Here is a 26,848-nt window from a genome sequence, read left to right as displayed (position 1 = left end):
CCGCAGCCGTCTACCGAGGACCCACGATGGAGTTCTTCCGCATCCGCCGCGATATCCCGTTCATGCGGCACGCGCTGGTGTTCAACGTCATCAGCTTCGTCACCTTCGCACTGGCCGTCTTCTTCCTGGTCACGCGGGGCCTGCACCTGTCGATCGAATTCACCGGCGGCACCGTGCTGGAGGTGCAGTACGCGCAGCCCGCCGATCTGGAGAAGACCCGGCATGCCGTCGAGTCGCTGCAGCTCGGCGAGGTCCAGGTGCAGAACTTCGGCACCTCGCGTGACGTGCTGGTGCGCCTGCCGGTGCGTGGCGAGGCCCGGCCGGCCGATCAGGCCGCCACCGCCAGCCGCGCCTTCGAGGCCTTGTGCAAGGCCGAGAACGGCAGCGTGACCACGCGCACCGAGACCACCGACAAGGGGGAGCAGATCAGCCGCCCGTCGTGCATGACCGCCGCCGGCGGGACCGAGCCGGTACACCTGTCGCGCACCGAGTTCGTCGGCCCGGCCGTCGGTTCGGAGCTGGCCAGCGATGGCGCCAAGGCCCTGGCTTTCGTGGTCGCCGGCATCATGATCTATCTGGCCATCCGCTTCGAATGGAAGTTCGCGGTGGCCGCGATCATCGCCAACCTGCACGACGTCATCATCATCCTGGGCTTCTTCGCCTTCTTCCAGTGGGAGTTCTCGCTGGCGGTGCTGGCGGCGGTGCTGGCGGTGCTGGGCTACTCGGTCAACGAGTCGGTGGTGATCTTCGACCGGATCCGCGAGGCCTTCCGCAAGTACCGCAAGCTGACCACCGCTGAAGTGATCGACCACGCGATCACCAGCACGATGAGCCGCACGGTGATCACCCATGGCTCCACCCAGATGATGGTGCTGGCGATGTTGCTCTTCGGGGGCCCGACGCTGCACTATTTCGCCGTCGCGCTGACCATCGGCATCCTGTTCGGCATCTATTCGTCGGTGTTCGTCGCTGCGGCCATCGCCATGTGGCTCGGCGTCAAGCGGGAGGACCTGATCAAGTCCAACGTGCAGAAGGCACAGGACCCGGACGATCCCAACGCGGGCGCGGTGGTATAGAGTCACACGGGTACTGCCGTACCAGAAACAGGTCTACATGGCGTCTTCCGCCACCCCCGCCCAACTCGCCCGTCGCGCCCGCCGCACCTACATCGAACAGCTGCTCAAGGGACTGTCGCCGCTCGTCATGCGCGTCAGCACCGGTGCGCGCACGATGCTGGACAAGCCTGCCGAGCGCATGGTCATGATGCGCCGTCGCGATCTCGTCGACGATCTGGCCAAGCATGCTTCCGCGTGGCACAAGCGCCTGGGCCTGGGCCTGAAGGCCCTGTACGAGAAGGGCAACGCCCAGCCCGGGCGGGCGATCGACCTGCCGGACCCGTCGGCCTCGCTCTCCCTGGTCGACAACGACACCATCGAACGCGAGATCCTGACGTCGCGGCTGGCGCTGGCCATGATGGACCGCGCCTCCTGGGAGTTCAGCGATCTGCGCTCGCGCATCGTCTACCTCGAACAGCGCGGCGAACTCGACACCCATGACCTGCTGCGCGCCCACGCGTTGGCGCGCGTCGCGCTCGACGCCTGGCGCAACGCCGGCCTGAGCGCCGATGGCTGGCGCGAAGCCCAGCATCTGCTGCACCAGGAGTTCGCCGCCCTCCTCGAAGAGGCCTATCACGAGGCCAACCGCTGGCTGGCCGGCCACAAGGTCCTGCAGGAGATCGACCTGCGCCCGTTCATCCGCCGGCAGGACAACCACGCAGGGGGCGCGGGCGTCGGCGGCACCACCGCCCCGCACGTCACGGGTCCGACGTCGGTGCTGCCAGGCACCACGAGCGTGTTCCCACCCGGACAGGGGGACGACACCGGATCGACGGCACCACTGACCGCCGGCCGCCAAGGTCCGCGCTCCGGCCACGCCGCCTGGCCCGGGGTCGGCGACGAAACGCGCCTGATGACGCGCGCCGCGCCGCTGGCCCGCGGGCCCGAGCAGGCCGAGGCCGTGGTCGGCCGGCTGAACCAGCTGGTCGGGCGCCATGTGCCCGGCTTCGCCAAGACCAGCCACGCCCCCCGCCCGGTCTCGCCCGCACTGGCCGCGGCCATCAGCAACACCCAGCGCTCGATCCAGCGCCGCGTGGTGCCCGCCGGTGGCGAGGTCCGCGGTGCCGGCTCGACCGGCGGCCTGGGCAGCTCGGCATCGGTGCAGACGGTGCTCGACGACCTGCGCCGCGAGCACCAGGCGCTGAAGGCCGCGGCCAATTCGCCGAGCGAGCGCGCGACGATCGAGATCGTCGCGATGATGTTCCAGAGCATCCTGACCGAGGACCGCATCCCGGCCTCGGTGCGCGTCTGGTTCGCCCGTCTCCAGATGCCGGTCTTGCGCGTGGCCGTCAGCGAGCCGGACTTCTTCGCCAACCTCGACCATCCCGCACGCCGCCTGATCGACCGCATGGGCGCCTGCGTCATGGGTCTGGATTCGGCGGCCGGCGCGGTCGGCAGCGCGCTCGAGAAGGAGATCAAGCGCGTGGTGCAGGTCGTCGAGGCCTATCCGGACACCGGCAACCGCGTGTTCCAGACCGTGCTGGTCGAGTTCGAACGCTTCCTCGAACACTTCTTCCGCAACGAGCACGAGCCCAGCAAGCGCGGCGTGTCGCTCGCCCAGCAGGTTGAGCAGCGCGAGACCCTGGCCATCCAGTACACGATCGAGTTGCGCCGCATGCTCAACGAGGTGCCGGTGCAGGAGGGGGTGCGCCAGTTCCTGTTCCAGGTCTGGGCCGACGTGATGGCGACCGCTGCCGTGCGCTACGGCAAGCAGAGCGAAGAGACCAAGGACATGAAGCGCGCGGCCGCCGACCTGATCTGGTCGGCCAGCGCCAAGGTCACGCGCGAGGAGCGCGCCGAGGTCATCCGCCGCCTGCCGCTGCTGCTCAAGCGCCTGAAGGACGGCATGGTGCTGACCAACATGAGCCCGGAGCGGCAGGACGAGCGCCTGACGGCGGTCAACACCGCGCTGGCCGCCGCCTTCACCGCCAAGGCGGCCGTCATCCCCAACGAGCGCATGCGCGATCTCAAGGAACGCCTGGAATCGCTGGAGGAGCTGCTGCCGGCCGCCGAGGACATCCAGATCGACGAATCCCTGGTGCTGGACCTGTCCGGCCACGAGAGCTCGGAACTCGAGGTGGTCTCCGAAGGCGGCACGGCCCCGACGGCACCGATGGTCGCCTGGGCGCGCGAGCTGCTGGTCGGCAGCTGGTACCAGCTGGAATACCGCAACCGGACCGAGAACGTGCAGCTGGCCTGGACCGGACTGCGCCGCCAGCTCTCGCTGTTCGTGACCACCTCGGGCCGCTGCGTGCTGTTCCAGCAACAGCGTCTGGCGGCGTTCCTGCAGGCCGGGCTGCTGCTGCCGGTCCAGGAAGAATCGCTGACGGTCAAGGCCACGCGCACGGCGCTGGCCAAGCTCGACGCGGACCCGTCCCGGCTGATGGCGTCCTGACGCGAGGGGGCCGGAGAGGCGCCGTCGCGACCCCGGTGGCGGCCGCCCGTTCCAGGCGCGCCACCGCTCGGCTCAGTGGATCAACCGGTCTTCGCTGTCGACGAAGAGCTCGTCGAGGATCAGCGCGTCGGGCTCCTCGCCCAGACTCCAGAAGACCATCAGCACGATGACCTTCAGATCCTCGAGCGCCAGGGGCGACTCACCGACGGCGGTGGCACGGTCGATCACCACCTCCCGCATCGCGGGGGGCAGCACGCCGGCCGACTCAAGAAAGCTGATGAAGCCGATCGAGCCCTCACCCAGGCGGTCGATCTCGGCCGCGGTGTAGACGCGCAGGCTGTCGCTGGACTGGGCCCACTCGCAGGACTCGGCGCTGGCCGCAAGACCATCCAGCCAGCTCAGCGCCTCCTCGATCTCATCCGACTCGAAGCCGACCGCGGACAACTTGCGCGTGAGCTGGTCGTGCTCCGGACAGGCATCCGGACGCCAGTAGTTTTCGTACAGGTAGACCAGCACCTCGAACATGAAACCACTATAACCCAGCCCCCGGGCCGGGAAAGGCGACGAAACAAGGCCCTGTGCGGCACTCGCCGGACGGACCGCATCCTGCCGTGGCGGGGTGGCGCGCCTGGATCCGGATCCGGCAACCCACCCGATCGCGGACGTTTCAGGACGCCCGTACTCAGGCGCGGCGCTGGGCCTGGTAGAGCCCGCCGGGCAGGCGGGCCACCCGGCCGTCGAGTTCCAGCGTCATCAGGTGGGCCTGCAGCCGTGCGGCCGGCCAGCCGCAACGGTCGATCAGCGCGTCGAGATCCAACGGATCGTGGCCGAGGGCCTGCAGCACCGCGTCCTGCAGGTCGGCGGCCGCAGACGCGACCGCGGCGGCCGGCACACGGCCGGCATCGCCCGCCGCTTCCGGTGCGACAGCGGCCGGCGCCGCCGTGGCCCCCGCGCGCCGGGGAGACGCACGGGCCGCCGAGGGAGCGGGCCCCGCGTCAGGCGCAACAGGCAACGCCGACAGCGCGGGCGACGCGGGCGGCGCCGCGGCCCAGCGCCCCGCCAGCGGACCGAGTTCGGCGACCACCTCCTCGACCGAGGTGACCAGGGCCGCACCGTCGCGGATCAAGGCGTGGCAGCCGGCCGCCTGCTCGGCCAACACCGAGCCCGGGATCGCCATCACCTCGCGACCGGCTTCGAGCGCCAGCCGCGCGGTGATCAGCGAGCCCGAGCGCAACGCGGCCTCGACCACCAGCGTGCCACGGCTCAGCCCGGCGATCAGCCGGTTGCGACGCGGAAAATTCGGCGCCAGCGGGGGGGTGCCCAGCGGGTACTCGCTGACCAGCAGGCCGTGCGCGGTGATGCGCTGCGCCAAGGCCTGATGGGCCCGCGGATAGACCTGGTCCAGCCCGGTCCCGACGATGGCGATCGTGCGCCCGGCGCACGGGGACGCCTCGTCAAAGGCCTGAAGCGCGCCGTCATGGGCCGCCGCGTCGATGCCCGCGGCCAGACCGGACACCACCGTCCAGCCCTGCCGGGCCAGGCCGCGGGCGAACGTGAGGGCGTGCACGCGCCCCTGCGGCGTCGGCCGGCGCGAACCGACGATGGCCACCGACGGGGCCACCAGACAGCGGACGTCGCCGGCCAGATAGACGAGCAGCGGCGGATCCGCGGTCTGCAGCCAGGGCTCGGGCCAGTCCGGGTCGTCCAGCGCCATCACCCGATGACGGGCATCGGCCTGGAGCCAGCGGGAGACCTCGATCAACCGGGCCGCGTGGGCCTCGCGGGCCGCCAGCAAGGCCTCGCGCGCGGTCTCGTCGGCACCGTGCGGGCTGCGCAGCACGGCACGCAGCACCTGGGCCGGCGGCCCGTGGCGGGCCAGCAGGCGCCGCACGGCGGCCCGCGACAGACCCGGGCAATGGGCCAGCCGCAACCAGTCGGCGAGCCCGTCGTCGACGGTGGCCGCGGGCATCGGGTCAGACGCGTCCACGGCCACCGCGCCGTCAGGGCTGGCTGAAACGGTCGCCCGCGCGCACCGGCTCGACCGCCTGGACGATCAACGCATAGGACACGCGATCGAAGGTCCGGAAGACGAACAGCAGACCGCTGCGCTCGTCGGGCAGCTGGATCGCCTGACCGGGACCGGCGAGGGTGGTGTCGCGCGCGGCCTTGCCTGCCCGCCAGACGGCCAGCACATGGCCACGCTCCAGCCCGTCACGGGTCCCGCGGTTGATCGCCACCACCTGATTGGAGCCACCCGCCACGGCTTCGCCGTAGACCGAGACCACCCGGCCATCGACGGGCGCTTGCGGCGCGTGCGGCGCGTAGGACGCGTAATCACGGGGCGGCAGCGGCACCAGGCGGTCACCGACCCCGGCCTCCTGCCGGGCGCTGGTCAGCACGAAGCTGGCGGGCACCGGCAGCGCGCCGGACGTGTCCTCCGGCCGCTGGAACTCGGCCGTACCGACGAAGGCGGCCTCATAACCCAGCACCTCGCGGGTCTGCGGATCGACCAGCGGTCGTGTCTCGCGGAACAGCATGAAGTCGCGGGCGCCCTGCAGATCGCCGCGCACGTAGGCGGTCTGACCGGCGGTCACCAGCACGCGGCTGTCGGGCGTGGCGACGATGCGCGGGGCGCCGTCGAGCTGCTCGCGGGTCAGCACCTGGGCCTCGTTGAGGAAGGGCGCGATGGCCTGCATCGACACCGCGCTGATCGCCGGATCCTCCAGCGGCGCGCTGCGCACCCGGGGCTGCAGCCGCACGGTGGGCAGTCCACTGGCGCCGTCGCGACGGCCCATGCGCAGACGCGCCCGGCCATCGACCCGCTCCAGCTCCAGCAACTGGCCCGGGTAGATCAGGTGCGGGTTGCGGATCTGCTGCAGATTCATGCCCCACAGCTCGGGCCACCGCCAGGGCGAGCGCAGGAACAGTCGGGAGATGTCCCACAGCGTGTCACCCCGCTTGACCGTGTAGCTGTCGGGCGCATCGGGCGCCAGTTCGGACAGCGGCACACCGGCCTGGGCGACTTGCTGGGCGGTGGCCCGCTGCTGGGGCAGCACCGGCAAGGCGGCGAAGGCCGGCAGTGCGGCCGACAGCAGGGCGCCGGCCACGACCGCGGCCAGACCTCCACGCCGATCGGCCGCAGGGCGTTCGCGCGGGCTGCCGGTGGACTCAGACGGCGCACGGCGCGCGCGTGTAACCATGTTCTCGATCTCCAGGGAGGGGCCGGTGCGACAATTGGATCATGCGTGCACCGTGCACGCGGTGTGACGACGGGCCGCGGAGGGCCCCGCCTCGGCCCGCGTCCGCGGGCATCGCGGTGACTCCACGCCCGACGCGGCCTGCCGTTGCGGCCGGAAACGGACGCGGCGGGCCGCCGTCGCCGGCACCGCATGCTCATGCTGTGCGGTAGATTCTGCCGATAAACCCTTGATGCCGCAATGAAACGGGCGCCCCGGCGGTGAGCCCGCCCGTGCGGTCACCGCGGGTGAAGACGCCTGCCGACGACGCCCCTCTTTCCGCATCCGCCTCTGCCACCATGGCCCTGCTTTCCATCCTGCGCTTTCCCGATCCCCGCCTGCACACCGTCGCCCGTCCGGTGACCCAGGTCGATGACCGCATCCGCCGCCTGGTCGACGACATGCTCGAGACCATGTACGAGGCCGAGGGCGTCGGCCTGGCCGCGACCCAGGTCGACGTGCACGAGCGGGTGATCGTGATCGACACCTCCGAGTCCCGTGACCAGCCCAAGGTGCTGATCAACCCCGAGATCGTCAGCGCCAGCGCCGAACTCAAGACCGGCGACGAGGGCTGCCTGTCGGTGCCCCAGATCTACGACCAGGTCCAGCGCCATGCGCGCGTGACCGTGCGGGCGCTCGACCGCGACGGCCAGCCCTGGGAGTTCTCGGCCGAGGGGCTGGAATCGGTCTGCGTCCAGCACGAGATGGACCATCTGCTGGGCAAGGTCTTCGTCGAATACCTGAGCCCGCTCAAGCGCGAACGCATCAAGACCAAGATGCTCAAGCGCACCCGCGACGAGCAGGCCGCACGGCCGGCGCCGCGGCGCGGCTTCTGAGGCCATCGGCGTCACGACGATGCGCATCATCTACGCCGGCACGCCCGAGTTCGCCGCCGAAGCCCTGCGCGCCCTGCTGGCCGCCGGCCATGAGGTGCCGCTGGTGCTGACCCAGCCCGACCGCCCCGCGGGCCGCGGCATGAAGCTGCAGGCCTCGCCGGTCAAGCAGCTGGCCCTGGCCCACGGGCTGGAGGTGGCCCAGCCGCGCAGTCTGCGTCTGGACGGCCGCTGGCCGGAGGACGCGGCCGACGCCCAGCGCCGCCTCGCCGCCTGTGGCGCCGAGCTGATGGTGGTCGCGGCCTACGGGCTGATCCTGCCGCGCTGGACGCTGGCGCTGCCGCCGCGCGGCTGCATCAACATCCATGCCTCGCTGCTGCCGCGCTGGCGTGGGGCGGCGCCGATCCACCGCGCGATCGAGGCCGGCGATGCCCGGACCGGCATCACGCTGATGCAGATGGACGAGGGCCTGGACACCGGTGCGATGCTGAGCGTGGCCGAGGAACCGATCCAGCCGGACGACACAACGGCCACGCTGCACGACCGGCTGGCCGTGCTCGGCGGCCGTCTGTGCGTGGAGCTGCTGGCCGGCGCCCCCTGGCCGACGGCGATCGCGCAGCCCGAAGCGGGCGTCTGCTACGCGCACAAGATCGAGAAGGCCGAATCGGCGATCGACTGGCGCCAGCCGGCCGAGGCGATCGCGCGCCGCGTGCGCGCCTTCGACCCCTTCCCCGGGGCCAGCTTCAGCACCGCCGCCGGCGAGACCATCAAGGTCTGGTCGGCGCAGGCGCTGCCGGCGGACCGCGCGCGTGCCGCGGCCGAGCCGGGCACGGTGCTGGACGCCACGCCGGACCAGGTCTGTGTGGCCTGCGGCGACGGCTCGCGCCTGGCCGTGCTGACGGTCCAGCGCCCGGGCGGCCGGCGCCAGCCGGTGGCGGCCTGGCAGCAGGCGCAGCCCGATCTGGCCGGCCAGCGGCTGGTCGCGGACGGATCGGCTTGAACTTCCGGCCGCCGGCCCCGATCTGACGCGGCATCCAGGCCCGGGATGCGGGCCGTCGCTGCCGGGACCGGCCTGTCGCCCATGTTCAATCTGTTGAAGACGGCCGTGCTGATGGCGGCCATCACCGCGCTGTTCATGGCCATCGGCCAGTGGCTGGGCGGCCGCGCCGGCATGATGCTGGCGCTGGCGGTCGCGCTGGGGATGAACTTCTTCAGCTACTGGTTCAGCGACCGCATGGTGCTGCGCATGTACAACGCACAGGAGGTCGACGAGACCACCGCGCCGCAGTTCTACCGGATGGTCGCCGAACTGGCGCAGCGCGCCCAGCTGCCGATGCCGCGCGTCTACCTGATCCAGGAGGACGCGCCGAATGCCTTCGCCACCGGGCGCAACCCCGAGAACGCGGCCGTGGCGGCGACCACCGGCATCCTGCGCGTGCTCAGCGAACGCGAGCTGCGCGGCGTGATGGCCCACGAGCTGGCCCACGTCCGGCACCGCGACATCCTGATCTCGACCGTCAGCGCGACGATGGCCGGCGCGATCTCGATGCTGGCCAACTTCGGCATGATGTTCAGCCCGCGCGACAGCGAGGGCCGCCCCACCAACCCGATCGCCGGGTTGCTGGTCGCCCTGCTGGCCCCGCTGGCGGCGAGCCTGATCCAGATGGCGATCAGCCGTGCGCGCGAGTTCGAGGCCGACCGCGGCGGGGCGGAGATCTCCGGCGATCCGGCCGCGCTGGCGTCGGCGCTCGACAAGATCCACCGCCATGCGCAGGGCATCCCGCTGCCCCCGGCCCAGGCCCATCCCGAGACGGCGCAGATGATGATCATGAATCCGCTGTCGGGCGGCGGGCTGGCAGGCCTGTTCTCCACCCACCCGGCGACCGAGGAGCGGATCGCCCGCCTGATGGCGATGGCCCGCGGCTGAGCCGACGACGAGGACGGACGGGGCCGCGCCCGCCGTCACACCGCGAACAGGCCAGCGACGTGGATCCCGGACCGGCGGCACGGCCGCTGATTCACCGATCGACGGCCCACGCGCCGCTCAAGTCGGATGCGGGCACGACCGACAACGGGGCATGTCCGTCCGCCCCCGCCCTGCCCCCTCATCCGCCGCCGCGTCCGTCCGGGTGCTGCCCTGGCTGCTGCCGCTGCTGCTGGGCCTGGGCGGCTGTGACCAGGTCGGCACGCAGCTCGGCATCCAGACCCCCGGCCTGAACGCCGCCAAGCGCGAGGCCGACGCCAAGGCCACCGGCGCCGCCTGCCGGCACGCCGGCCGCGCGATCGAGGACTGCTACAGCCTGAATCCGCGGCTCGACCGCGCCGCCATCTACACCGGCTGGCGCGAGATGAACGAGTACATGACGGAGAACAAGATCGAACCGATCAGCCCCGTCGTGCCCCCGCCCCCGCCGGAGCCGACCGAGGAAGAAAAAGCCGCGGCCGCCGAGGAGAAGGCGTCGGCCGCTCGCGCCGCCAAGGCCGCCGAGGCCAAGGCCCGCAAGGAGGCCGCACGCAAGAAGGCCGAAGCCGAGGAGAACGGCGAGGACGAGGAAGACACCGAGTCCGCGCCGGCCAAGAGCGGCGGCAAGGCCGCGCACTGAGTCGCCGCCGCGTCTACCGCGCGTGCGGGCCGACGGGCTCCCCGCAGCACTGCAGTCGGCGCACGCGACCACGCAGAGCCGCCGGACGGCCAGGCGGCAGGGGCGGCGGCCACAATCGCCCATGGCCGACGCCCCGACCCGCGCCCCGATCGCCCCGCCCGCCCACGTCCGGCGGCCGCCGCGCCCGCAGGGGATGCGCCGCCGGGGCAGCGCCCTGTGGCGCCACCCGCAGTTCCGCGAAGGCGCACACGAGATGCGCGGCATGGCGCTCGGCATCTTCGCCTGGGGTCTGGTCACCGGCGTGGCCATGGTCAACAGCGGCATGGGCACGCTGGCGGCGCTGGCCTGCTCGCTGCTGGTGTTCTCGGGCACGGCCCAGCTGGCCACCGCACCGATGTTCGCCAGCGGCGCACCGGTCTGGATGGTCTGGCTGACCGCGCTGTGCCTGAACCTGCGCTTCGTCGTCTACAGCACGCAGTGGCGGCCGTTCCTGCAGCACCTGCCGCGGCGCCAGCGCGCCTGGGCCAGCTACTGGGCCGCCGACTGGAACTACCTGTACTTCATGCGCCGCTGGCCGGACCCGGTGGCCGCGCCCGGCCAGCTGCCGTACTTCTGGGGCGGCGTGGTGGTCAACGCCGGCTCCTGGCACCTGGGCTCGCTGCTGGGCATCGCCGCCTCGCACCAGATCCCCGAGCACTGGGGCCTGGGCTTCGCCGGCACGGTCGCCCTGCTGGGCATGACCTGGGGCCTGCTGGCCGAACGACGCACCTGGCTGCCGGCGCTGCTGTCGGGCTCGGCCGCGCTGCTGGCGCTCGGCCTGCCGCTGCGCCTGCACCTGCTGGTGGCGATGACGGTGGCCGTGGCCGTCGGCCTGGCCGTCGATGCCATGCCGGCCGGCACGCGGCGCACGCTCGACGCAGGACAACGGCCGTGAGCGGCCACCGGAGCCCCCGATGAGAATGGATGCGCTCGAAGCCGCCCTGGCGATCGCCGGACTGGCCGTGGTCTCGGTGGCCACGCGCGGCTTCTTCGTCCTGCCGCGGCGCAGCCTGCCCTTGCCCGAGCGCCTGCGCCAGGGCCTGCGCTATGCACCGATCGGCGCGCTGCTGGCCGTGCTGCTGCCCGAGCTGCTGACGCTGGACGGCCAGTTCATCCGCACCTGGCAGGATCCGCGGCTGGCCGGCGCGGCGGCCGCGCTGGCGTGGTTGCACTGGCGGCGGGAGATGCTGGGGACCATCGTCGCGGGCACATCGGTGATGCTGCTGTGCCGCCTCGTTCTGGGGTGGTGATTCAGGCTGCCGCCAGGGCGGGCGTGCCAAACTCGCGGGTTGTCCGGGCCGCGCGCCCGCTGCCGCCTTCCAACCCACCGCCACCCCACAGGGGCAACACCATGAAGATCCTCCGTCTCGACGAACTGGTCCAGCAGGGCAAGGTCCAGGGCCAGCGCGTGTTCATCCGCGCCGACCTGAACGTGCCGCAGGACGATGCCGGGAACATCACCGAAGACACCCGCATCCGCGCGTCGGTGCCCGCCATCGAGCTGGCGCTGAAGGCCGGCGCCGCGGTGATGGTCACCAGCCACCTGGGCCGCCCGACCGAGGGCGAGTTCAAGCCCGAGGATTCGCTGGCCCCCGTCGCCCGCCGCCTGGGCGAGCTGCTGGGCCGTGAGGTGCCGGTGGTGGCCAACTGGGTCGAGAACGGCGTCGACGTCGCCCCCGGCCAGCTGGTGATGCTGGAGAACTGCCGCCTGAACAAGGGCGAGAAGAAGAACAGCGAAGACCTGGCGAAGAAGATGGCCGCGCTGTGCGACATCTACGTCAACGACGCCTTCGGCACCGCCCACCGCGCCGAGGGCACGACCTACGGCATCGCCCAGTTCGCCAAGGTCGCCTGCGCCGGCCCGCTGCTGGCCGCCGAGATCGACGCCATCAGCAAGGCGCTGGCCCAGCCGAAGCGCCCGCTGGTGGCCATCGTCGCCGGCTCCAAGGTGTCGACCAAGCTGACCATCCTGAAGTCGCTGTCGGCCAATGTGGACGGCCTGATCGTCGGCGGCGGCATCGCCAACACCTTCATGCTGGCCGCCGGCCTGAAGATCGGCAAGAGCCTGGCCGAGCCCGATCTGCTGGCCGAGGCCACCGCCGTGATCGAGGCCATGAAGGCCCGTGGCGCCGAGGTGCCCATCCCCGTCGACGTGGTGACGGCCAAGGCCTTCGCCGCCGATGCGCCGGCCACCGTCAAGGCCGCCACCGACGTGGCCGACGACGACCTGATCCTGGACATCGGCCCCAAGACCGCCGCCATCCTGGCCGACAAGCTCAAGGCCGCCGGCACCATCGTCTGGAACGGCCCGGTCGGCGTGTTCGAGTTCGACGCCTTCGCCAACGGCACCCAGGTCGTGGCCCGGGCCATCGCCGAGAGCAGCGCCTTCAGCATCGCCGGCGGTGGCGACACGCTGGCCGCGATCGCCAAGTACGGCATCGAGAAGGACGTGGGCTACATCTCCACCGGCGGCGGCGCCTTCCTGGAGGTGCTGGAAGGCAAGACCCTGCCGGCCTTCGAGATCCTGACGAAGCGCGCGGCGGGCTGACCGCGCGCGCCGGCCGCGCGCGTTCTGCTGCCGCGGCCTTTCGGGGTCATGCCACTTGTGCATGGATGCTGCACAGGGCCTGCATGACCCCGCGTTTCGCAGGCCGTGGCTGCGGACAACACGCATGTGACGGGGGGACGGGCGCAGTAATCTGCGCCTCCCTTTCTGGAACAGACGGGCCCGCCGCCCGCGTCTCCCTCGCCCATGCCCCACGACCTGACCCCGGCCGAACAGGCCCTGCGCGACGCCGCCCTCGAATACCACCGCGCGCCGACGCGCGGCAAGATCGCCGTCACGCCGACCAAGCCGCTGGTCAACCAGCGTGACCTGAGCCTGGCCTATTCGCCCGGCGTGGCCTACGCCTGCACCGCCATCGAGCACGACCCGACGCTGGCCGCCGAATACACCAGCCGCGGCAATCTGGTCGGCGTGATCACCAACGGCACCGCCGTGCTGGGCCTGGGCGACATCGGCCCGCTGGCCGGCAAGCCGGTGATGGAGGGCAAGGGCTGCCTGTTCAAGAAGTTCGCCGGCATCGACGTCTTCGACATCGAGCTGGCCGAGAAGGATCCCGAGAAGCTCATCGAGATCATCGCCGCGCTGGAGCCCACGCTCGGCGGCATCAACCTCGAGGACATCAAGGCCCCCGAGTGCTTCCAGATCGAGCGCGCGCTGCGCGACCGGCTGCAGATCCCCGTCTTCCACGATGACCAGCACGGCACGGCCATCATCAGCTCGGCCGCGCTGCTGAACGCGCTGGAGCTGGTGGGCAAGCCTATCGGCGAGGTCAAGCTGGTGGCCTCGGGCGCCGGCGCCGCCGCCATCGCCTGCCTGGACCTGATGGTCGGCCTGGGCGTGAAGACGGCCAACATCACCGTCATCGACAGCAAGGGCGTGATCCGCGTCGGCCGCGCCGACGTCGAGGCCGGCAAGCTCGACGAGAGCAAGCAGCGCTACTGCCAGCACACCGAGGCGAAGACGCTGGCCGAGGCCATCGTCGGTGCCGACGTGTTCCTCGGCTGCTCGGCCGCCGGCGTGCTGACGCCCGACATGGTGGGCACGATGGGCCGCCAGCCCATCATCCTGGCGCTGGCCAACCCCGAGCCCGAGATCCGCCCCGAGCTGGCCAAGGCCGCGCGGCCGGACGCCATCGTGGCCACGGGCCGTTCGGATTATCCGAACCAGGTCAACAACGTCCTGTGCTTCCCGTACATCTTCCGTGGCGCGCTCGACTGCGGCGCGACGACGATCAACGAAGCGATGAAGCTGGCCTGCGTGCGCGAGATCGCCGCGCTGGCCAAGGCCGAGACCTCGGACGAGGTGGCCGCCGCCTATGCCGGCCAGGAGCTGAAGTTCGGCCCCGACTACATCATCCCCAAGCCCTTCGACGCGCGGCTGATCCTGCGCATCGCGCCGGCCGTGGCGCAGGCGGCGGCCGAGTCCGGCGTGGCCACGCGCCCGATCGCCGACCTCGATGCCTACCGCGACAGCCTGACCCACTACGTCTACCAGACGGGCATGGTGATGCGCCCGGTCTTCGCCACCGCCAAGGCGGCGCAGGCCCAACGTCCGGTCCGCGTGGTCTATGCCGAGGGCGAGGACGAGCGCGTGCTGCGCGCGGTGCAGGTGGTGCTCGACGAGCGCCTGGCCAGCCCGGTGCTGATCGGCCGGCCGGCGGTGGTGAGCGCACAGATCGAGCGTGCGGGCCTGCGTCTGCAGCCCGGTCGCGACTTCGAGCTGATCGATCCCGAGCATGACCCGCGGCTGGCCGACTACGCCCGCCAGTACCACCGGGAGATGGCGCGCGATGGCGTGTCGCCGGCCATCGCCGAGGCGGCGGTGCGCCGCAGCAAGACGCTGTTCTCGACGCTGATGCTGCAGCGCGGCGAGGCCGACGCGATGCTGTGCGGCCTGGTCGGCCGCTACGACCAGCACCTGGAACACGTGCGCCGCCTGATCGGCCCGCGCGAGGGCGTGCGCACCCTGGCCGCGATGAACGCGCTGCTGCTGGACCAGCACACGCTGTTCATCGCCGACACCCAGATCAACGAGCAGCCCACGGCCGAGGAGCTGGCCGACATCGCGCTGATGGCCGCGCAGGAGATGCGCCGCTTCGGCCTGCCGCCCAAGGTCGCCTTCGTCTGCCACTCGACCTACGGCAGCTCGCAGCGCGAGTCGGCCCGCCGCATGCGCGCGGCCCATGCGCTGTTCCAGCAGCTGGCGCCCGACATCGAGAGCGAAGGCGAGCTGCAGGGCGACGCCGCGCTGTCCGAGGACATCCGGGCCAGCTACCTGCCGGGCAACGGTCTGAACGGCAGCGCCAACCTGCTGCTGCTGCCCAACATCGACGCCGCCAACGTGCTGTTCAACGTGCTGAAGATGACCGGCGGCCAAGGCGTGACCGTCGGCCCGATGCTGCTGGGCGCGGCCAGGCCGGCGCACATCCTGACGCCGTCGGCGACGATGCGCCGCATCGTCAACATGACGGCGCTGGCGGTGGCCGACGTGGCCGCCGCGAAAGAAACGGGGAAGTAACCCGCGGGGCCCGGGGGGGCCGGATAATGCCGGCCACCCCCCTCACATGCACGAGAGACAAGCCCCATGCCCCGCGCCACCAAGATCGTCGCCACCCTCGGCCCCGCCTCCAGCGATCCGGACGTGCTGGAGCGGCTGCTGCGGGCCGGCGTCGATGTCGTGCGCCTGAACTTCAGCCACGGCAAGGCGCAGGACCACATCGACCGCGCCACCCTCGTGCGCAGCGTCGCCGCCAAGATCGGCAAGACGGTCGCGCTGATGGCCGACCTGCAGGGCCCGAAGATCCGCGTCGGCAAGTTCGCCGAAGGCAAGACGATGCTGGTGCCCGGCGCGCCCTTCATCCTCGACGCCTCGCGCACCGAGCCGGGCGACGACCTGTGCGTGGGCCTGGACTACAAGGAACTGCCGCGCGACGTGAAGCCCGGCGACACGCTGCTGCTCAACGACGGCCTGCTGGTGCTGACCGTCGATTCGGTGCAGGGCAACCAGGTCCACACGCGCGTCAAGATCGGCGGCGAGCTGTCCAACAACAAGGGCATCAACAAGCAGGGCGGCGGCCTGACCGCCCCGGCCCTGACCGCCAAGGACATGGAGGACATCAAGACCGCGATGTCCTTCCAGTGCGACTACCTGGCGGTGAGCTTCCCCAAGAACGCCACCGACATGGAGATGGCGCGCCAGCTGGCCAACGTCGCCGGTGAGCCGTATCGCCACAAGCCCTGCATGATCGCCAAGATCGAGCGCACCGAGGCGATTCCGCAGCTGGAGGCCATCCTCAAGGCCTCCGACGGCATCATGGTCGCCCGCGGTGACCTGGCGGTCGAGGTCGGCAACGCCGCCGTGCCGGCGCTGCAGAAGAAGATGATCCGCATGGCGCGCGAGATGGACAAGCTGACCATCACCGCCACGCAGATGATGGAGAGCATGATCGTCAACCCGGTGCCCACCCGCGCCGAGGTCTCCGACGTCGCCAACGCGGTGCTCGACGGCAGCGATGCGGTGATGCTCAGCGCCGAGACCGCCGCCGGCAAGTACCCGGTGGAGACGGTCGAGCAGATGGCCACCATCGCGCTGGAGGCCGAGCGCGCCGAGGACGTGCAGCTGGACGCCGACTTCACCAGCAAGCACTTCGGCCGCATCGACCAGTCGATCGCGATGGGCGCGCTCTTCACCGCCCATCACCTCGGTTGCAAGGCCATCATCGCGCTGACCGAGTCGGGCTCGACCGCGCTGTGGATGAGCCGCCACAACATCCGCGTGCCCATCTTCGGCCTGACCAGCCAGGCGACGTCGCAGTCGCGCATGGCGCTCTACCGCAACGTGCGCCCGATGCTGATGCCGGCGATGAGCGACCGCGACAGCGCGCTGGCCGAGGCCGAGCGCCTGCTGGTGGCGCGCGGCGTGCTGCGTCCGGGCGACACCTATGCGATCACCTGCGGTGAACCGATGGGCTATCCGGGCGGCACCAACATGCTCAAGATCTGCCGCGTGCACTGAGCCGCGCAGACGACGCGACAGGAGCGCGGGACGGCCTCAGCCACGCCCCTCGCGCACCGCGCCGACCAGCGCCGCCACCCGCGGCGCCATGTTGGCGGGGACGAGCACCGGCGCGCGGCCCGCGGCATCGGCCATCGGTCGCGTGACCCGGAACAGCTCGTCGACGAAGGCATGACCGACCTCGTCGAGGCCGGCGAAGTCCAGCACCACCTCGCGGAAGTCCTGCAGACGCGCGGCCACGCGCCGCGCCTGGGCCCGCGAGACCAGGCCGACACCGGGCGCCTGCAGCAGGCCCACCGGCACCACGGTGCGTTCGAAGCCGTAGCCCTGGCCGTCCAGGCTGTGCTCGCGCAGCAGCGCGTCGACGCTGCGCGGCTGCGCGGCACCGAAGGCCGCGTAGACCGAACTGCCCGCCGCACCGACCGGCCGCGAGCCCGGCCGCCACAGACAGGGCTGCCAGTGCCGGTGCTGGAAGCTGCGGCCATTCGCATGCAGCTCGAAGACATCGGCCAGGCGCGACGCGAAGAACAGGCCGCGCCCGCTGTGGCGCTCCGGCGCGCTGGTCAGCTTGCCCTTGGACAGCTCCAGCATGGCCAGCAGCGGATCGTCGATGCCGTGGGCCCGGCCGACCGCCTCGAACAGGCCGCAGCCGTCGTCCGAGACCAGCAGCTGCACCTGCAGCGGGGTCTGGCGCAGCGACACCGTCACCCGCGAGCCGCCGCTGTGATCGACCGCGTTGTTCAGCAGTTCGCTGAACACATGCTGGACCGCGGCGGCCAGCGCGTCACCGAAGGCGAAGCAGGGCAGGAAGTCGCGCAGCCAGGGCAGGTCCTCCTGCAGCCCGGCCAGCGGGTACTGGCGCACCACCTGACGCATCGCGCCCGGCCGGTACAGCGGCCGCCGCGCCGTGCCGTCGTTGCACAGCCACTGCGCCTGTTCGAGCTGGGCCAGCACGGCCGCCGCTGCGCGCTGGCCCAGCTGCAGCCGGCGCGCCAGATGGGCCCGCAGCAGGCAGGGATCGGCGAGCGCGGCCTCGGTGATCCAGGTGGTCGCCTCGTTGAGCAGATGTCGGCGCATGCGCAGTCTCCCCCACGGCCGCAGCGGCCACGGGCAAGCGGCAGTCTGCGCCCGGCGCAGCGCGACCGAGCACCGGAATACCGCCGCTACGGCCGGTCAGTCCCCTGCGCATGCGCAGCCCGGGGCGGGCAGGATGCACACCCGCCCCCCCAGGGCTGCGGGTGCTGGGGCAGCACCGCGCCGATACAATCTTGCGCAGTTACGGCAGGGTTACGAGAGCCGGGGCTGACCCCCAGGCCGCCGGCAGCACACCGCCACCGCACTCCTGCGTCGAGGCACGCTGCCGCCCACCGCCACGCCATCCGCCAGCCCCGACGGCCCGACTGATTTCTCCAACTCCTGCTGCAGGACTCGCCATGCCTCTCGTCTCGATGCGCCAACTGCTGGACCATGCCGCCGAAAACGGCTACGGCATCCCGGCCTTCAACGTCAACAACCTCGAACAGGTCCAGGCCGTGATGGCCGCGGCCGACGAGGTCGGCGCACCGGTCATCCTGCAGGCCAGCGCAGGCGCCCGCAAGTACGCCGGCGAGCCCTTCATCAAGCACCTGATCCAGGCCGCCGCCGAGATGTATCCGCACATCCCGCTGGTCATGCACCAGGACCACGGCACCAGCCCCAAGATCTGCGCTGGCGCGATCGACCTGGGCTTCGGCTCGGTGATGATGGACGGCTCGCTGAAGGAAGACGGCAAGACCCCGTCGTCCTTCGACTACAACGTCGAGGTCACGCGCGCCGTGGTCGAGATGGCGCACAAGGTCGGCGTCACCGTCGAAGGTGAACTGGGCTGCCTGGGCAACCTGGAAACCGGTGATGCCGGCGAGGAAGACGGCATCGGAGCCGTTGGCAAGCTGGACCACAGCCAGATGCTGACCGACCCCGAGGAGGCCGCCCAGTTCGTCAAGGCCACCCAGCTCGATGCGCTGGCGATCGCCATCGGCACCAGCCACGGCGCCTACAAGTTCAGCCGCCCGCCCACCGGCGACATCCTGGCGATCAGCCGCGTGAAGGAAATCCACGCCCGCATCCCCAACACCCATCTGGTGATGCACGGTTCGTCGTCGGTGCCGCAGGACCTGCGCGCGATCATCAACCAGTACGGCGGCGCGATGAAGGAGACCTACGGCGTGCCGGTCTCCGAGATCCAGGAAGCCATCAAGTACGGTGTGCGCAAGATCAACATCGACACCGACATCCGCATGGCGATGACCGGTGCGGTGCGCAAGTTCCTGGCCGAGAACCCCGAGAAGTTCGACGCCCGCGAATGGCTGAAGCCGGCCCGCGAAGCCGCCAAGGCGATCTGCAAGCAGCGCTACCTGGAGTTCGGCTGCGAAGGCCAGGGCGCCAAGATCAAGGCCATGGGCCTGGACGTGATCGCCCAGCAGTACGCCTCGGGCGCGCTGGCGCAGCGCGTGCTCTGACGCGTGGCCGGCCCCGGGCAGCGGCCATGCCGCCGACCGGGGCCCGCACCTGAGACCGGATGACGAGGGGCCCGCGCGGCCCCTCGCGCATTCCGGCGGGCCTGCGCCAGCACCGGCCCGCCGATGCCCAGCAGGCACAATACCGCCCTTCGACTTCTGCCCGACCCGGATCCAACGCCATGAGCCAAGCCCTGCTCGAATCCCGTCTGCACTCGCTGCCGCTGCTCGCGCGCGGCAAGGTGCGCGACAACTATGCCGTGGGCGAGGACCGCATCCTGATGGTGGCCTCGGACCGCATCTCGGCCTTCGACGTCGTGATGGGCGAGCCGATCCCGGGCAAGGGCGAGCTGCTGACGCAGATGGCGCTGTTCTGGTTCGACAAGCTCGGCCACGTGGTGCCCCACCACCTGACCGGCGACGATCCGGTCAGCGTGGTCGCCGCCGACGAGGTCGAGCAGGTGCGTGGCCGCTCGATGCTGGTCAAGCGCCTGAAGCCGCTGCCGGTCGAGGCGGTGGTGCGCGGCTATCTGGCTGGCTCGGGCTGGAAGGAGTACCAGACCAACGGCCAGGTCTGCGGCGTGCCGCTGCCCGCCGGCCTGCAGAACGCCAGCCCGCTGCCCGAGCCCATCTTCACCCCGGCCACCAAGGCCGAAATGGGCGAGCACGACGAGAACATCAGCTTCGAGCGCATGGTCGAGATCATCGGCCGCCCGCTGGCCGAGCAGGTGCGCACGACCGCCATCCGCCTCTACAGCGAGGCCGCCGCCTATGCGCTGACCCGCGGCATCATCATCGCCGACACCAAGTTCGAGTTCGGCCTCGACGAGCAGGGCACGCTGACGCTGATGGACGAGATCCTGACGCCCGACAGCTCGCGCTTCTGGCCGCTGGACAGCTACCGCGTCGGCGAGAACCCGGCCAGCTTCGACAAGCAGTACCTGCGCGACTGGCTGGAAAGCGTGCAGGTCGACGGCCAGCCCTGGAACAAGTGCGCGCCGGCGCCGGCCATGCCGGCCAGCGTGGCCGAGGCCAGCGCCGACCGTTACCGCGCCGCGCTGACCGCCCTGCGCGGCTGAGAGCCGCCGGCACCGCGCGGCAGCGCCCGCACTCTCCCGGATAGGCCGACACACACCCATCCCGGTATCCTCCGGCGGCTGAGCCTGCGTACAGACAGGCCGCCCAGGAGGAGCCGCGCATGGGTCACGATGCCGCCACCAATCCCGCCGCACCACCGCCATCGCGGCTGCTGCAGCACCTCATCCAGGAGGCCGGCACGGCCCAGGACCAGCAGGTCTGGGCGCGCGCCGTCTGCCTGGCGGCAGCCCACCAGGCACGCGCCGGCATGCTGGATGAAGCGCCGGTGTCGCTGGGGCTGGTGCGCGAGGCCTACGGTCCCGGCGTGAACCCGGAAACCGCCTGCTGGCTGATCCTGTCCGAGGGCATCCTGCAGTGGTGCCTGTTCGACGCCAGCCATGGCTACGCGCGGATGCGGGGTGCCCATGCGCTGGCCATGTCCATGGGCGCGGATTCAGCGGCCTCCTGCGCCGCCTGGATGGCCTTGCTGGAGTTCAATGCCAGCCAGTACGACCGCATGGCCCTGCACCTGACCGAGGTCTTCGAGCACGCACGGAGCGATGACCACCTGGCGAGGGCACGGGCGGCGCTGGTCATCGCCACCGCCTATCACTACGCCGGAGATTTCACGGCAGCTCGCCCTTGGTATGAGGAAACGAGGCTCCATGCCGTCGCAGTGGGCGACGAGAACACCTGGGGCGCCATGCTGCACAACATGGCCACATTCAGATTGGCCAACGTGCGCTTCGATGACGCGTTCGGCGAACTGAACACGACCGAACTGGATCGGGCATCGATCGAAGCTCAGGGATCGGCGACGTACGACTTTGCAACGCACAACACGGTCCACCCGTCGATGAGGTACCTGATGCTGGGGCAGCTGTACGTATCAGAGCGCAAGTACGGACTGGCGCTGGAGCAGTTTCAGCTGGTGGACATTCCAGCGTTCAACCACAACAACACCGAGGCGCTGGTGAAGACGGACAGTGCATGGTGCATGCACGCGTTGGGCGAAACAGCGCAGTCCCTCGCGCTGGCGGCCGAAGCACTGAGGTGCATGGACCGCTTGGTGGATACCGATGATCAGGCGTATGTGAATGCACGGCTGGCGGCCATCTTCCGCGCGACACCTGGGCACGAAGCGCTCGCATCGCGACTCCAGTCAAGCGCTCAACAGGCCCGCGAAGCGCACATGAAGACCCGCGCGAACATGATCCTGAGTTTGGCGTCCATCCGCGCCCGCCCGATACTCCACAAAGAAAAACGCCCGGACTGACCCGGGCGCTTTTGCTTTCGTCAACGGACGATCACGGCTTGCTGCCGGTCGGGAACGGCCAAGCGGCAGCAGGGCTCAGCGCGGTCTTCGCAGAAGCGGAAGACGTGGTCGCCTTCTTGGCCGAGGCCTTCTTGGCCGGCGCCTTCTTGGCAACGGGAGCTGCTGCCTTCTTGGGTGCGGCGGCGGCCTTCTTGGCCGGCGCAGCCTTCTTTGCAGCCGGAGCGGCCGCCTTCTTCGCAGGCGCAGCCGCCGCCTTCTTGGCCGGAGCAGCCTTCTTGACGGCAGGCGCGGCAGCCTTCTTCGTGGCTGCAGCCTTCACCGCAGCCTTCTTGGCCGGAGCGGCAACAGCCTTCTTTGCCGCGGCCTTCTTGGCCGGCGCTGCAGCCGCCTTCTTGGCAGCGACCTTCTTGGCCGGAACGGCTTCTGCCACCGGGGCGGCCGCAGCCACCTTCTTCACCGACGGCTTCTTCGCCGGTGCCGCCTTCTTGGCCGCAGCCTTTTTCGCAGTTGCCATGACACTCTCCTAGATCAAGTTGCAGAACAGACCCGACCGGCTCGGGCCGTCGGGCCTTCATCCGTCCAGCCGGCGCACTGCACTGGCGCGCCGGGCGGCAGGATGAACGGAGTCGCCGGTCGGCCCGGCCCGCCTCAGGCGGCGGGCTCCTTGGACAACAACCGACAGACGACAGGGCTGCCAGGTCCGGAGAGGTCAGTACCCGTGTCGGCAGGACCGCAGCGGTCCGGACGACGCGGGCGCCAGCCGCTTCAGTCCCAGCTCAGCGCGCCACCGGACTGGTATTCGATGACGCGGGTCTCGAAGAAATTGCGCTCCTTCTTCAGGTCGATCATCTCGCTCATCCAGGGGAACGGGTTCTCCTCGTTCGGGAAGAGCGGGTCGAGGCCGATCTGCGTGGCACGCCGGTTGGCGATGTAGCGCAGGTAGCCCTTGAACATGCTGGCGTTCAGGCCCAGGACACCGCGCGGCATCGTGTCCTCGGCGTAGCGGTACTCGAGGTCCACCGCCTTCAGGAACAGACCATTGATCTCGTCCTTGAACTCGGCCGTCCACAGATGCGGGTTCTCGAGCTTGAGCTGGTTGATCAGGTCGATGCCGAAGTTGCAGTGCATCGACTCGTCTCGCAGGATGTACTGGTACTGCTCGGCAGCACCCGTCATCTTGTTCTGACGACCCAGCGCCAGGATCTGCGTGAAGCCGACGTAGAAGAACAGACCTTCCATCAGGCAGGCGAAGACGATGATCGAACGCAGCAGCGTCTGATCCGCCTCGGGCGTGCCGGTCTTGAAGTTGGGATCCATGATCGCGTCGATGAACGGGATCAGGAACTCGTCCTTCTCACGGATCGACGACACCTCATGGTAGGCGTTGAAGATCTCGCCTTCGTCCAGCCCCAGCGACTCGACGATGTACTGATAGGCGTGGGTATGGATCGCCTCCTCAAACGCCTGGCGCAGCAGGAACTGGCGGCATTCGGGCGCGGTGATGTGGCGGTAGGTGCCCAACGTGATGTTGTTGGCCGCCAGCGAATCCGCGGTGACGAAGAAGCCGAGGTTGCGCTTGATGACGCGGCGCTCGTCCTCGGTCAGACCGTTGGGGTCCTTCCAGAGGGCGATGTCGCGCGACATGTTGACCTCTTGCGGCATCCAGTGGTTCGCACAGGTGGCGAGGTACTTTTCCCAAGCCCACTTGTACTTGAACGGCACCAGCTGGTTGACGTCGGTCTGGCCGTTGATGATGCGCTTGTCAGCGGCGGTGACACGGCGCGCATCGGCGGATTGGGCACTGCGTGCGGCCAGCGGTGCGCTGGCGGAGGACGCTTGGGTCGCCGGGTAGGCCGCAGCGGCGGCCTGCAGACCGGACCCGGCCTGTGGCGGGGACGGCTGGGCCGAAGCCGGGGCCTGGACCGCGAGAGCGGGTTCAGCCGGCTTGGCTTGAGCGGGAGTCGTCGAAGGGAGAGAGACGTCGTCTTCCCAGACCAGCATGGATGTGCTTCCTGTAGAAGTGAATTATCGGAGTGTTGTGATCAAACACCAAGCACTTCTTGACAAGATGCCGATCACGGTGTGGCCCTGGGGCCTCGGAATGCGGGGATCGGTCACGCCCGGGGCTGATCCGGGCGTGACGCGGGGCATCGGGTCCGCGTACTTTGCGAGTCAGGGACGATGCCACCGCGACCGCGGACTCACTGGCAGGCTTCGCAGTCCGGGTTGTCGATCGAGCAGAACTTGATGTCGGTGGCCGGAGCCGCCTCCATCATCGCCTGGGCCTGTGCAGCGGCCGCGTCGAGGGCGCTCATCTGCTGCATCTGCGGTGCATGGCCTGCGCCCTGCACCGACGAAGACACCGCGTTGAGTGCGCCGGCCGTGACGGTCGACTTCTCGGCATGGGTGGCGCCCATGGTGCGCAGGTAGTAGGTCGTCTTCAGGCCCCGCAGCCAGGCCAGCTTGTAGGTCTCGTCGAGCTTCTTGCCCGAGGCGCCGGCAATGTAGATGTTCAGACTCTGGGCCTGGTCGATCCACTTCTGACGGCGCGAGGCGGCCTCGATCAGCCAGGTCGAATCGACCTCGAAGGCGGTGGCGTACAGGGCCTTGAGTTCTTCAGGCACGCGGTCGATGCGGCGCAGCGAACCGTCGAAGTGCTTGAGGTCCATGACCATCACGTCGTCCCACAGGCCCAGGCGCTTGAGGTCACGCACCAGGTACTCGTTGATGACGGTGAACTCGCCCGAAAGGTTGCTCTTGACCGACAGATTGCCGAAGCAGGGCTCGATCGAGGCGTCCACGCCGATGATGTTGGAGATGGTCGCCGTCGGGGCGATGGCCACGCAGTTGCTGTTGCGCATGCCGTGGTCGGCGATGCGCTGGCGCAGGGCGGCCCAGTCCATGGTCGAGCTGCCGTCCACCTGCACGTACTGCTCGCCACGGGCGTCGGCCAGCAGACGCAGCGAGTCCTGCGGCAGGATGCCGCGGTCCCACAGGCTGCCGCGGTAGCTCGAGTAGCGGCCACGCTCGGCGGCCAGCTCGGTCGAGGCCCAGTAGGCGTGATAGCAGATCGCCTCCATCGAGCGGTCGGCGAACTCCACCGCGGCCGGCGAGCCATAGGGCACGCGCAGCGTGTACAGGGCATCCTGGAAGCCCATCAGGCCGAGGCCGACCGGGCGGTGACGCAGGTTGCTGTCGCGCGCCTTCTTGACCGCGTAGTAGTTGATGTCGATGACGTTGTCGAGCATGCGCATGGCCGTCGACACCGTCTTCTTCAGCTTGACCTGGTCGATGACCAGCGCACCGTCGGCGCCGGCCACCAGATGCTGGACCAGGTTGACGGAGCCCAGGTTGCACACCGCGATTTCGCTGTCCGAGGTGTTCAGCGTGATCTCGGTGCACAGGTTGGACGAGTGCACGACGCCCACGTGCTGCTGCGGGCTGCGGATGTTGCACGGATCCTTGAAGGTGACCCAGGGATGGCCGGTCTCGAACAGCATCGAGAGCATCTTGCGCCACAGGTCCTTGGCGGCCATGCGCTTGAACAGCTTGATCTCGCCGCGATCCGCCGCCGCCTCGTAGGCGGTGTAGGCCACCTCGAAATCGGTACCGAACTTGTCGTGCAGATCCGGGCAGTTGCTGGGGCTGAACAAGGTCCACGGCCCGCCCTCGAGAACCCGCTTCATGAACAGGTCGGGGATCCAGTTGGCGGTGTTCATGTCGTGCGTGCGCCGACGGTCGTCACCGGTGTTCTTGCGCAGCTCGAGGAACTCCTCGATGTCCAGATGCCAGGTCTCCAGATAGGCGCAGACCGCGCCCTTGCGCTTGCCGCCCTGGTTGACCGCCACCGCGGTGTCGTTGACCACCTTCAGGAAGGGCACGACACCCTGGCTCTTGCCGTTGGTGCCCTTGATGTAGGAGCCCAGCGCGCGCACACGGGTCCAGTCGTTGCCCAGACCGCCGGCGAACTTCGACAGCAGCGCGTTCTCCTTGAGCGCCTCGTAGATGCCGTCGAGATCGTCGGCCACGGTCGTCAGGTAGCAGCTGGAGAGCTGGCTGCGCAGCGAGCCCGAGTTGAACAGCGTGGGCGTCGAGCTCATGAAGTCGAACGACGACAGCACGTCGTAGAACTCGATGGCTCGGGCCTCGCGGTCGATCTCGTTGAGCGACAGGCCCATGGCCACGCGCATGAAGAAGGCCTGCGGCATCTCGATGCGACGGTCGCGGATGTGCAGGAAGTAACGATCGAAGAGCGTCTGCAGGCCGAGGTAGTCGAACTGCAGGTCGCGCTCGGGCTGCAGCGCCGCACCCAGACGGGCCAGATCGAACTGCGCCAGCTTCGGATCCAGCAGCTCGGCCTCGACGCCCTGCTTGATGAACTGCGGGAAATAATCCGCGTAGCGGGTGGCCATCTGCGCCTGCGCGACCTCCTCGCCGAGCACTTCCTTGCGGATGGTGTGCAGCAGCAGGCGGGCCGTGGCGCGGGTGTAGGCCGGCTCCTTCTCGATCAGGGTGCGGGCAGCCAGGATGGCGGCCTTGTGCACCTCTTCCATCGGAACACCGTCATACAGGTTGCGGCGGGTCTCGGCCAGGATGGGCTCGGGCCGCACGTCCGCCCCCAGATCCGCACAGGCGGACTCGATCAGCCCGGTCAGCGCGGCGGTGTCCAGCGGCACCCGCAGGCCACGGTCGACCACGTGCAGCTGCGACGCCACGGCATCGGCTGCCGGCTGGCCGGCGCGGGCACGCTCCTGCGAACGGCGCTCGCGGTAGAGCACATAGGCCCGTGCGACCTCATGGTGGCCACCGCGCATCAGGCCCAGCTCGGCCTGATCCTGCACGTCCTCGATGTGGAAGGTGCCGCCACCCGGACGGCTGCGCATCAGCGCACGCACCACGCTCTCGGTCAGCGCATCGACGGTCTCGCGCACGCTGGCCGAGGCCGCGCCCTGGGTGCCGCGCACGGCCAGGAAGGCCTTCATCAGGGCCACGGCGATCTTGTTCGGCTCGAAGGCGACGACCGAGCCGTTGCGGCGGATGATGTGGTAGCCGGCGTAGGCGGGCGCGCCGCTGACGGCATGGCCTTCCGCCAGGGGTGTGGACGGCAGGACGGTGGTGGTGTCGGTGGCAGTGTGCATGGGTTCCCCTCGTTCATCGGCGACCGGGGCGGGTCGTCGCGGGCATCGTCATCAGGACCGT

Annotated in this window: 21 protein-coding genes; 14 read left to right on the top strand and 7 right to left on the bottom strand. The window is 70.0% G+C overall.

Annotation, left to right across the window (positions count from 1 at the left end):
• Window positions 1-26 precede the first annotated feature (26 nt).
• Window positions 27-1,076, top strand: coding sequence for a protein translocase subunit SecF (gene secF, locus AACH11_RS01325; RefSeq protein ID WP_341372388.1), 1,050 nt, complete (start codon window positions 27-29; stop codon window positions 1,074-1,076).
• Between the two features lie 37 nt (window positions 1,077-1,113).
• Window positions 1,114-3,510, top strand: coding sequence for a DUF1631 family protein (locus tag AACH11_RS01320; protein WP_341372387.1), 2,397 nt, complete (start codon window positions 1,114-1,116; stop codon window positions 3,508-3,510).
• 72 nt (window positions 3,511-3,582) lie between these two features.
• Here AACH11_RS01320 and AACH11_RS01315 read toward each other — a convergent pair whose 3' ends face one another.
• The 3 genes from AACH11_RS01315 to AACH11_RS01305 all read right to left on the bottom strand — a co-directional run bounded on the left by AACH11_RS01315 (window position 3,583) and on the right by AACH11_RS01305 (window position 6,710).
• Window positions 3,583-4,035, bottom strand: a complete 453-nt coding sequence (locus AACH11_RS01315) for a Smg family protein (RefSeq protein ID WP_341372386.1) — start codon at window positions 4,033-4,035, stop codon at window positions 3,583-3,585.
• Window positions 4,036-4,192: 157 nt separating this feature from the next.
• The gene (gene dprA, locus AACH11_RS01310) at window positions 4,193-5,479 is read right to left on the bottom strand and encodes a DNA-processing protein DprA (protein ID WP_341372385.1); all 1,287 of its coding nucleotides are present in this window, start codon (window positions 5,477-5,479) and stop codon (window positions 4,193-4,195) included.
• A gap of 31 nt (window positions 5,480-5,510) precedes the next feature.
• On the bottom strand, window positions 5,511-6,710 hold the full coding sequence (locus tag AACH11_RS01305; protein WP_341372384.1) for a LysM peptidoglycan-binding domain-containing protein: 1,200 nt from the start codon (window positions 6,708-6,710) through the stop codon (window positions 5,511-5,513).
• Between the two features lie 335 nt (window positions 6,711-7,045).
• Here AACH11_RS01305 and def point away from each other — a divergent pair, with 335 nt between their 5' ends.
• The 9 genes from def to pyk all read left to right on the top strand — a co-directional run bounded on the left by def (window position 7,046) and on the right by pyk (window position 16,801).
• Entirely contained in the window at window positions 7,046-7,582 is a 537-nt protein-coding gene (gene def / locus AACH11_RS01300) for a peptide deformylase (RefSeq protein ID WP_341372383.1), read from the top strand.
• Window positions 7,583-7,601: 19 nt separating this feature from the next.
• Window positions 7,602-8,579 carry a methionyl-tRNA formyltransferase gene (fmt, locus tag AACH11_RS01295; protein WP_341372382.1) on the top strand — a complete coding sequence of 326 codons (978 nt, stop codon included), beginning with the start codon at window positions 7,602-7,604 and terminating at the stop codon, window positions 8,577-8,579.
• 81 nt (window positions 8,580-8,660) lie between these two features.
• Window positions 8,661-9,506 carry a zinc metalloprotease HtpX gene (gene htpX / locus AACH11_RS01290; protein ID WP_341372381.1) on the top strand — a complete coding sequence of 282 codons (846 nt, stop codon included), beginning with the start codon at window positions 8,661-8,663 and terminating at the stop codon, window positions 9,504-9,506.
• Window positions 9,507-9,657: 151 nt separating this feature from the next.
• Window positions 9,658-10,182, top strand: a complete 525-nt coding sequence (locus AACH11_RS01285; RefSeq protein ID WP_341372380.1) for a hypothetical protein — start codon at window positions 9,658-9,660, stop codon at window positions 10,180-10,182.
• Window positions 10,183-10,303: 121 nt separating this feature from the next.
• Complete coding sequence (locus tag AACH11_RS01280; protein WP_341372378.1) at window positions 10,304-11,116, top strand: AzlC family ABC transporter permease; 813 nt, start codon at window positions 10,304-10,306, stop codon at window positions 11,114-11,116.
• A 19-nt stretch (window positions 11,117-11,135) separates the two neighbouring features.
• Window positions 11,136-11,471: an AzlD domain-containing protein gene (locus tag AACH11_RS01275; protein ID WP_341372377.1), complete on the top strand. Its 336-nt coding sequence runs from the start codon at window positions 11,136-11,138 to the stop codon at window positions 11,469-11,471.
• 101 nt (window positions 11,472-11,572) lie between these two features.
• On the top strand, window positions 11,573-12,769 hold the full coding sequence (locus AACH11_RS01270) for a phosphoglycerate kinase (protein WP_341372376.1): 1,197 nt from the start codon (window positions 11,573-11,575) through the stop codon (window positions 12,767-12,769).
• Between the two features lie 204 nt (window positions 12,770-12,973).
• Window positions 12,974-15,304, top strand: coding sequence for an NADP-dependent malic enzyme (locus tag AACH11_RS01265; protein WP_341372375.1), 2,331 nt, complete (start codon window positions 12,974-12,976; stop codon window positions 15,302-15,304).
• A gap of 66 nt (window positions 15,305-15,370) precedes the next feature.
• On the top strand, window positions 15,371-16,801 hold the full coding sequence (pyk, locus tag AACH11_RS01260; protein ID WP_341372374.1) for a pyruvate kinase: 1,431 nt from the start codon (window positions 15,371-15,373) through the stop codon (window positions 16,799-16,801).
• 36 nt (window positions 16,802-16,837) lie between these two features.
• Here the strand turns inward: pyk and AACH11_RS01255 are convergent, their stop codons facing one another.
• The gene (locus tag AACH11_RS01255; protein WP_341372373.1) at window positions 16,838-17,878 is read right to left on the bottom strand and encodes an ATP-binding protein; all 1,041 of its coding nucleotides are present in this window, start codon (window positions 17,876-17,878) and stop codon (window positions 16,838-16,840) included.
• A gap of 356 nt (window positions 17,879-18,234) precedes the next feature.
• On the opposite strand from AACH11_RS01255, the gene fba reads away from it, so the two are divergent.
• The 3 genes from fba (at window position 18,235) to AACH11_RS01240 (ending at window position 21,649) form a co-directional block, all read left to right on the top strand.
• Window positions 18,235-19,299, top strand: a complete 1,065-nt coding sequence (gene fba, locus AACH11_RS01250) for a class II fructose-bisphosphate aldolase (RefSeq protein WP_341372372.1) — start codon at window positions 18,235-18,237, stop codon at window positions 19,297-19,299.
• Between the two features lie 179 nt (window positions 19,300-19,478).
• Window positions 19,479-20,375 carry a phosphoribosylaminoimidazolesuccinocarboxamide synthase gene (locus tag AACH11_RS01245; protein WP_341372371.1) on the top strand — a complete coding sequence of 299 codons (897 nt, stop codon included), beginning with the start codon at window positions 19,479-19,481 and terminating at the stop codon, window positions 20,373-20,375.
• 119 nt (window positions 20,376-20,494) lie between these two features.
• Window positions 20,495-21,649, top strand: a complete 1,155-nt coding sequence (locus AACH11_RS01240) for a hypothetical protein (protein WP_341372370.1) — start codon at window positions 20,495-20,497, stop codon at window positions 21,647-21,649.
• A 31-nt stretch (window positions 21,650-21,680) separates the two neighbouring features.
• On the opposite strand, the gene AACH11_RS01235 is transcribed toward AACH11_RS01240, so the two are convergent.
• The 3 genes from AACH11_RS01235 to AACH11_RS01225 all read right to left on the bottom strand — a co-directional run bounded on the left by AACH11_RS01235 (window position 21,681) and on the right by AACH11_RS01225 (window position 26,787).
• Window positions 21,681-22,106, bottom strand: a complete 426-nt coding sequence (locus AACH11_RS01235; protein WP_341372369.1) for a hypothetical protein — start codon at window positions 22,104-22,106, stop codon at window positions 21,681-21,683.
• A 308-nt stretch (window positions 22,107-22,414) separates the two neighbouring features.
• The gene (locus tag AACH11_RS01230; protein ID WP_341372368.1) at window positions 22,415-23,650 is read right to left on the bottom strand and encodes a ribonucleotide-diphosphate reductase subunit beta; all 1,236 of its coding nucleotides are present in this window, start codon (window positions 23,648-23,650) and stop codon (window positions 22,415-22,417) included.
• 200 nt (window positions 23,651-23,850) lie between these two features.
• On the bottom strand, window positions 23,851-26,787 hold the full coding sequence (locus tag AACH11_RS01225) for a ribonucleoside-diphosphate reductase subunit alpha (protein WP_341372367.1): 2,937 nt from the start codon (window positions 26,785-26,787) through the stop codon (window positions 23,851-23,853).
• Between the last annotated feature and the right edge of the window lie 61 nt (window positions 26,788-26,848).

The organism is Pseudaquabacterium rugosum (genome assembly GCF_038066575.1).
Lineage (GTDB): Bacteria > Pseudomonadota > Gammaproteobacteria > Burkholderiales > Burkholderiaceae_C > Pseudaquabacterium > Pseudaquabacterium rugosum.
Note: the sequence above shows the minus strand (reverse complement) of the source record. Positions and strands in the feature narration are given on the sequence as shown.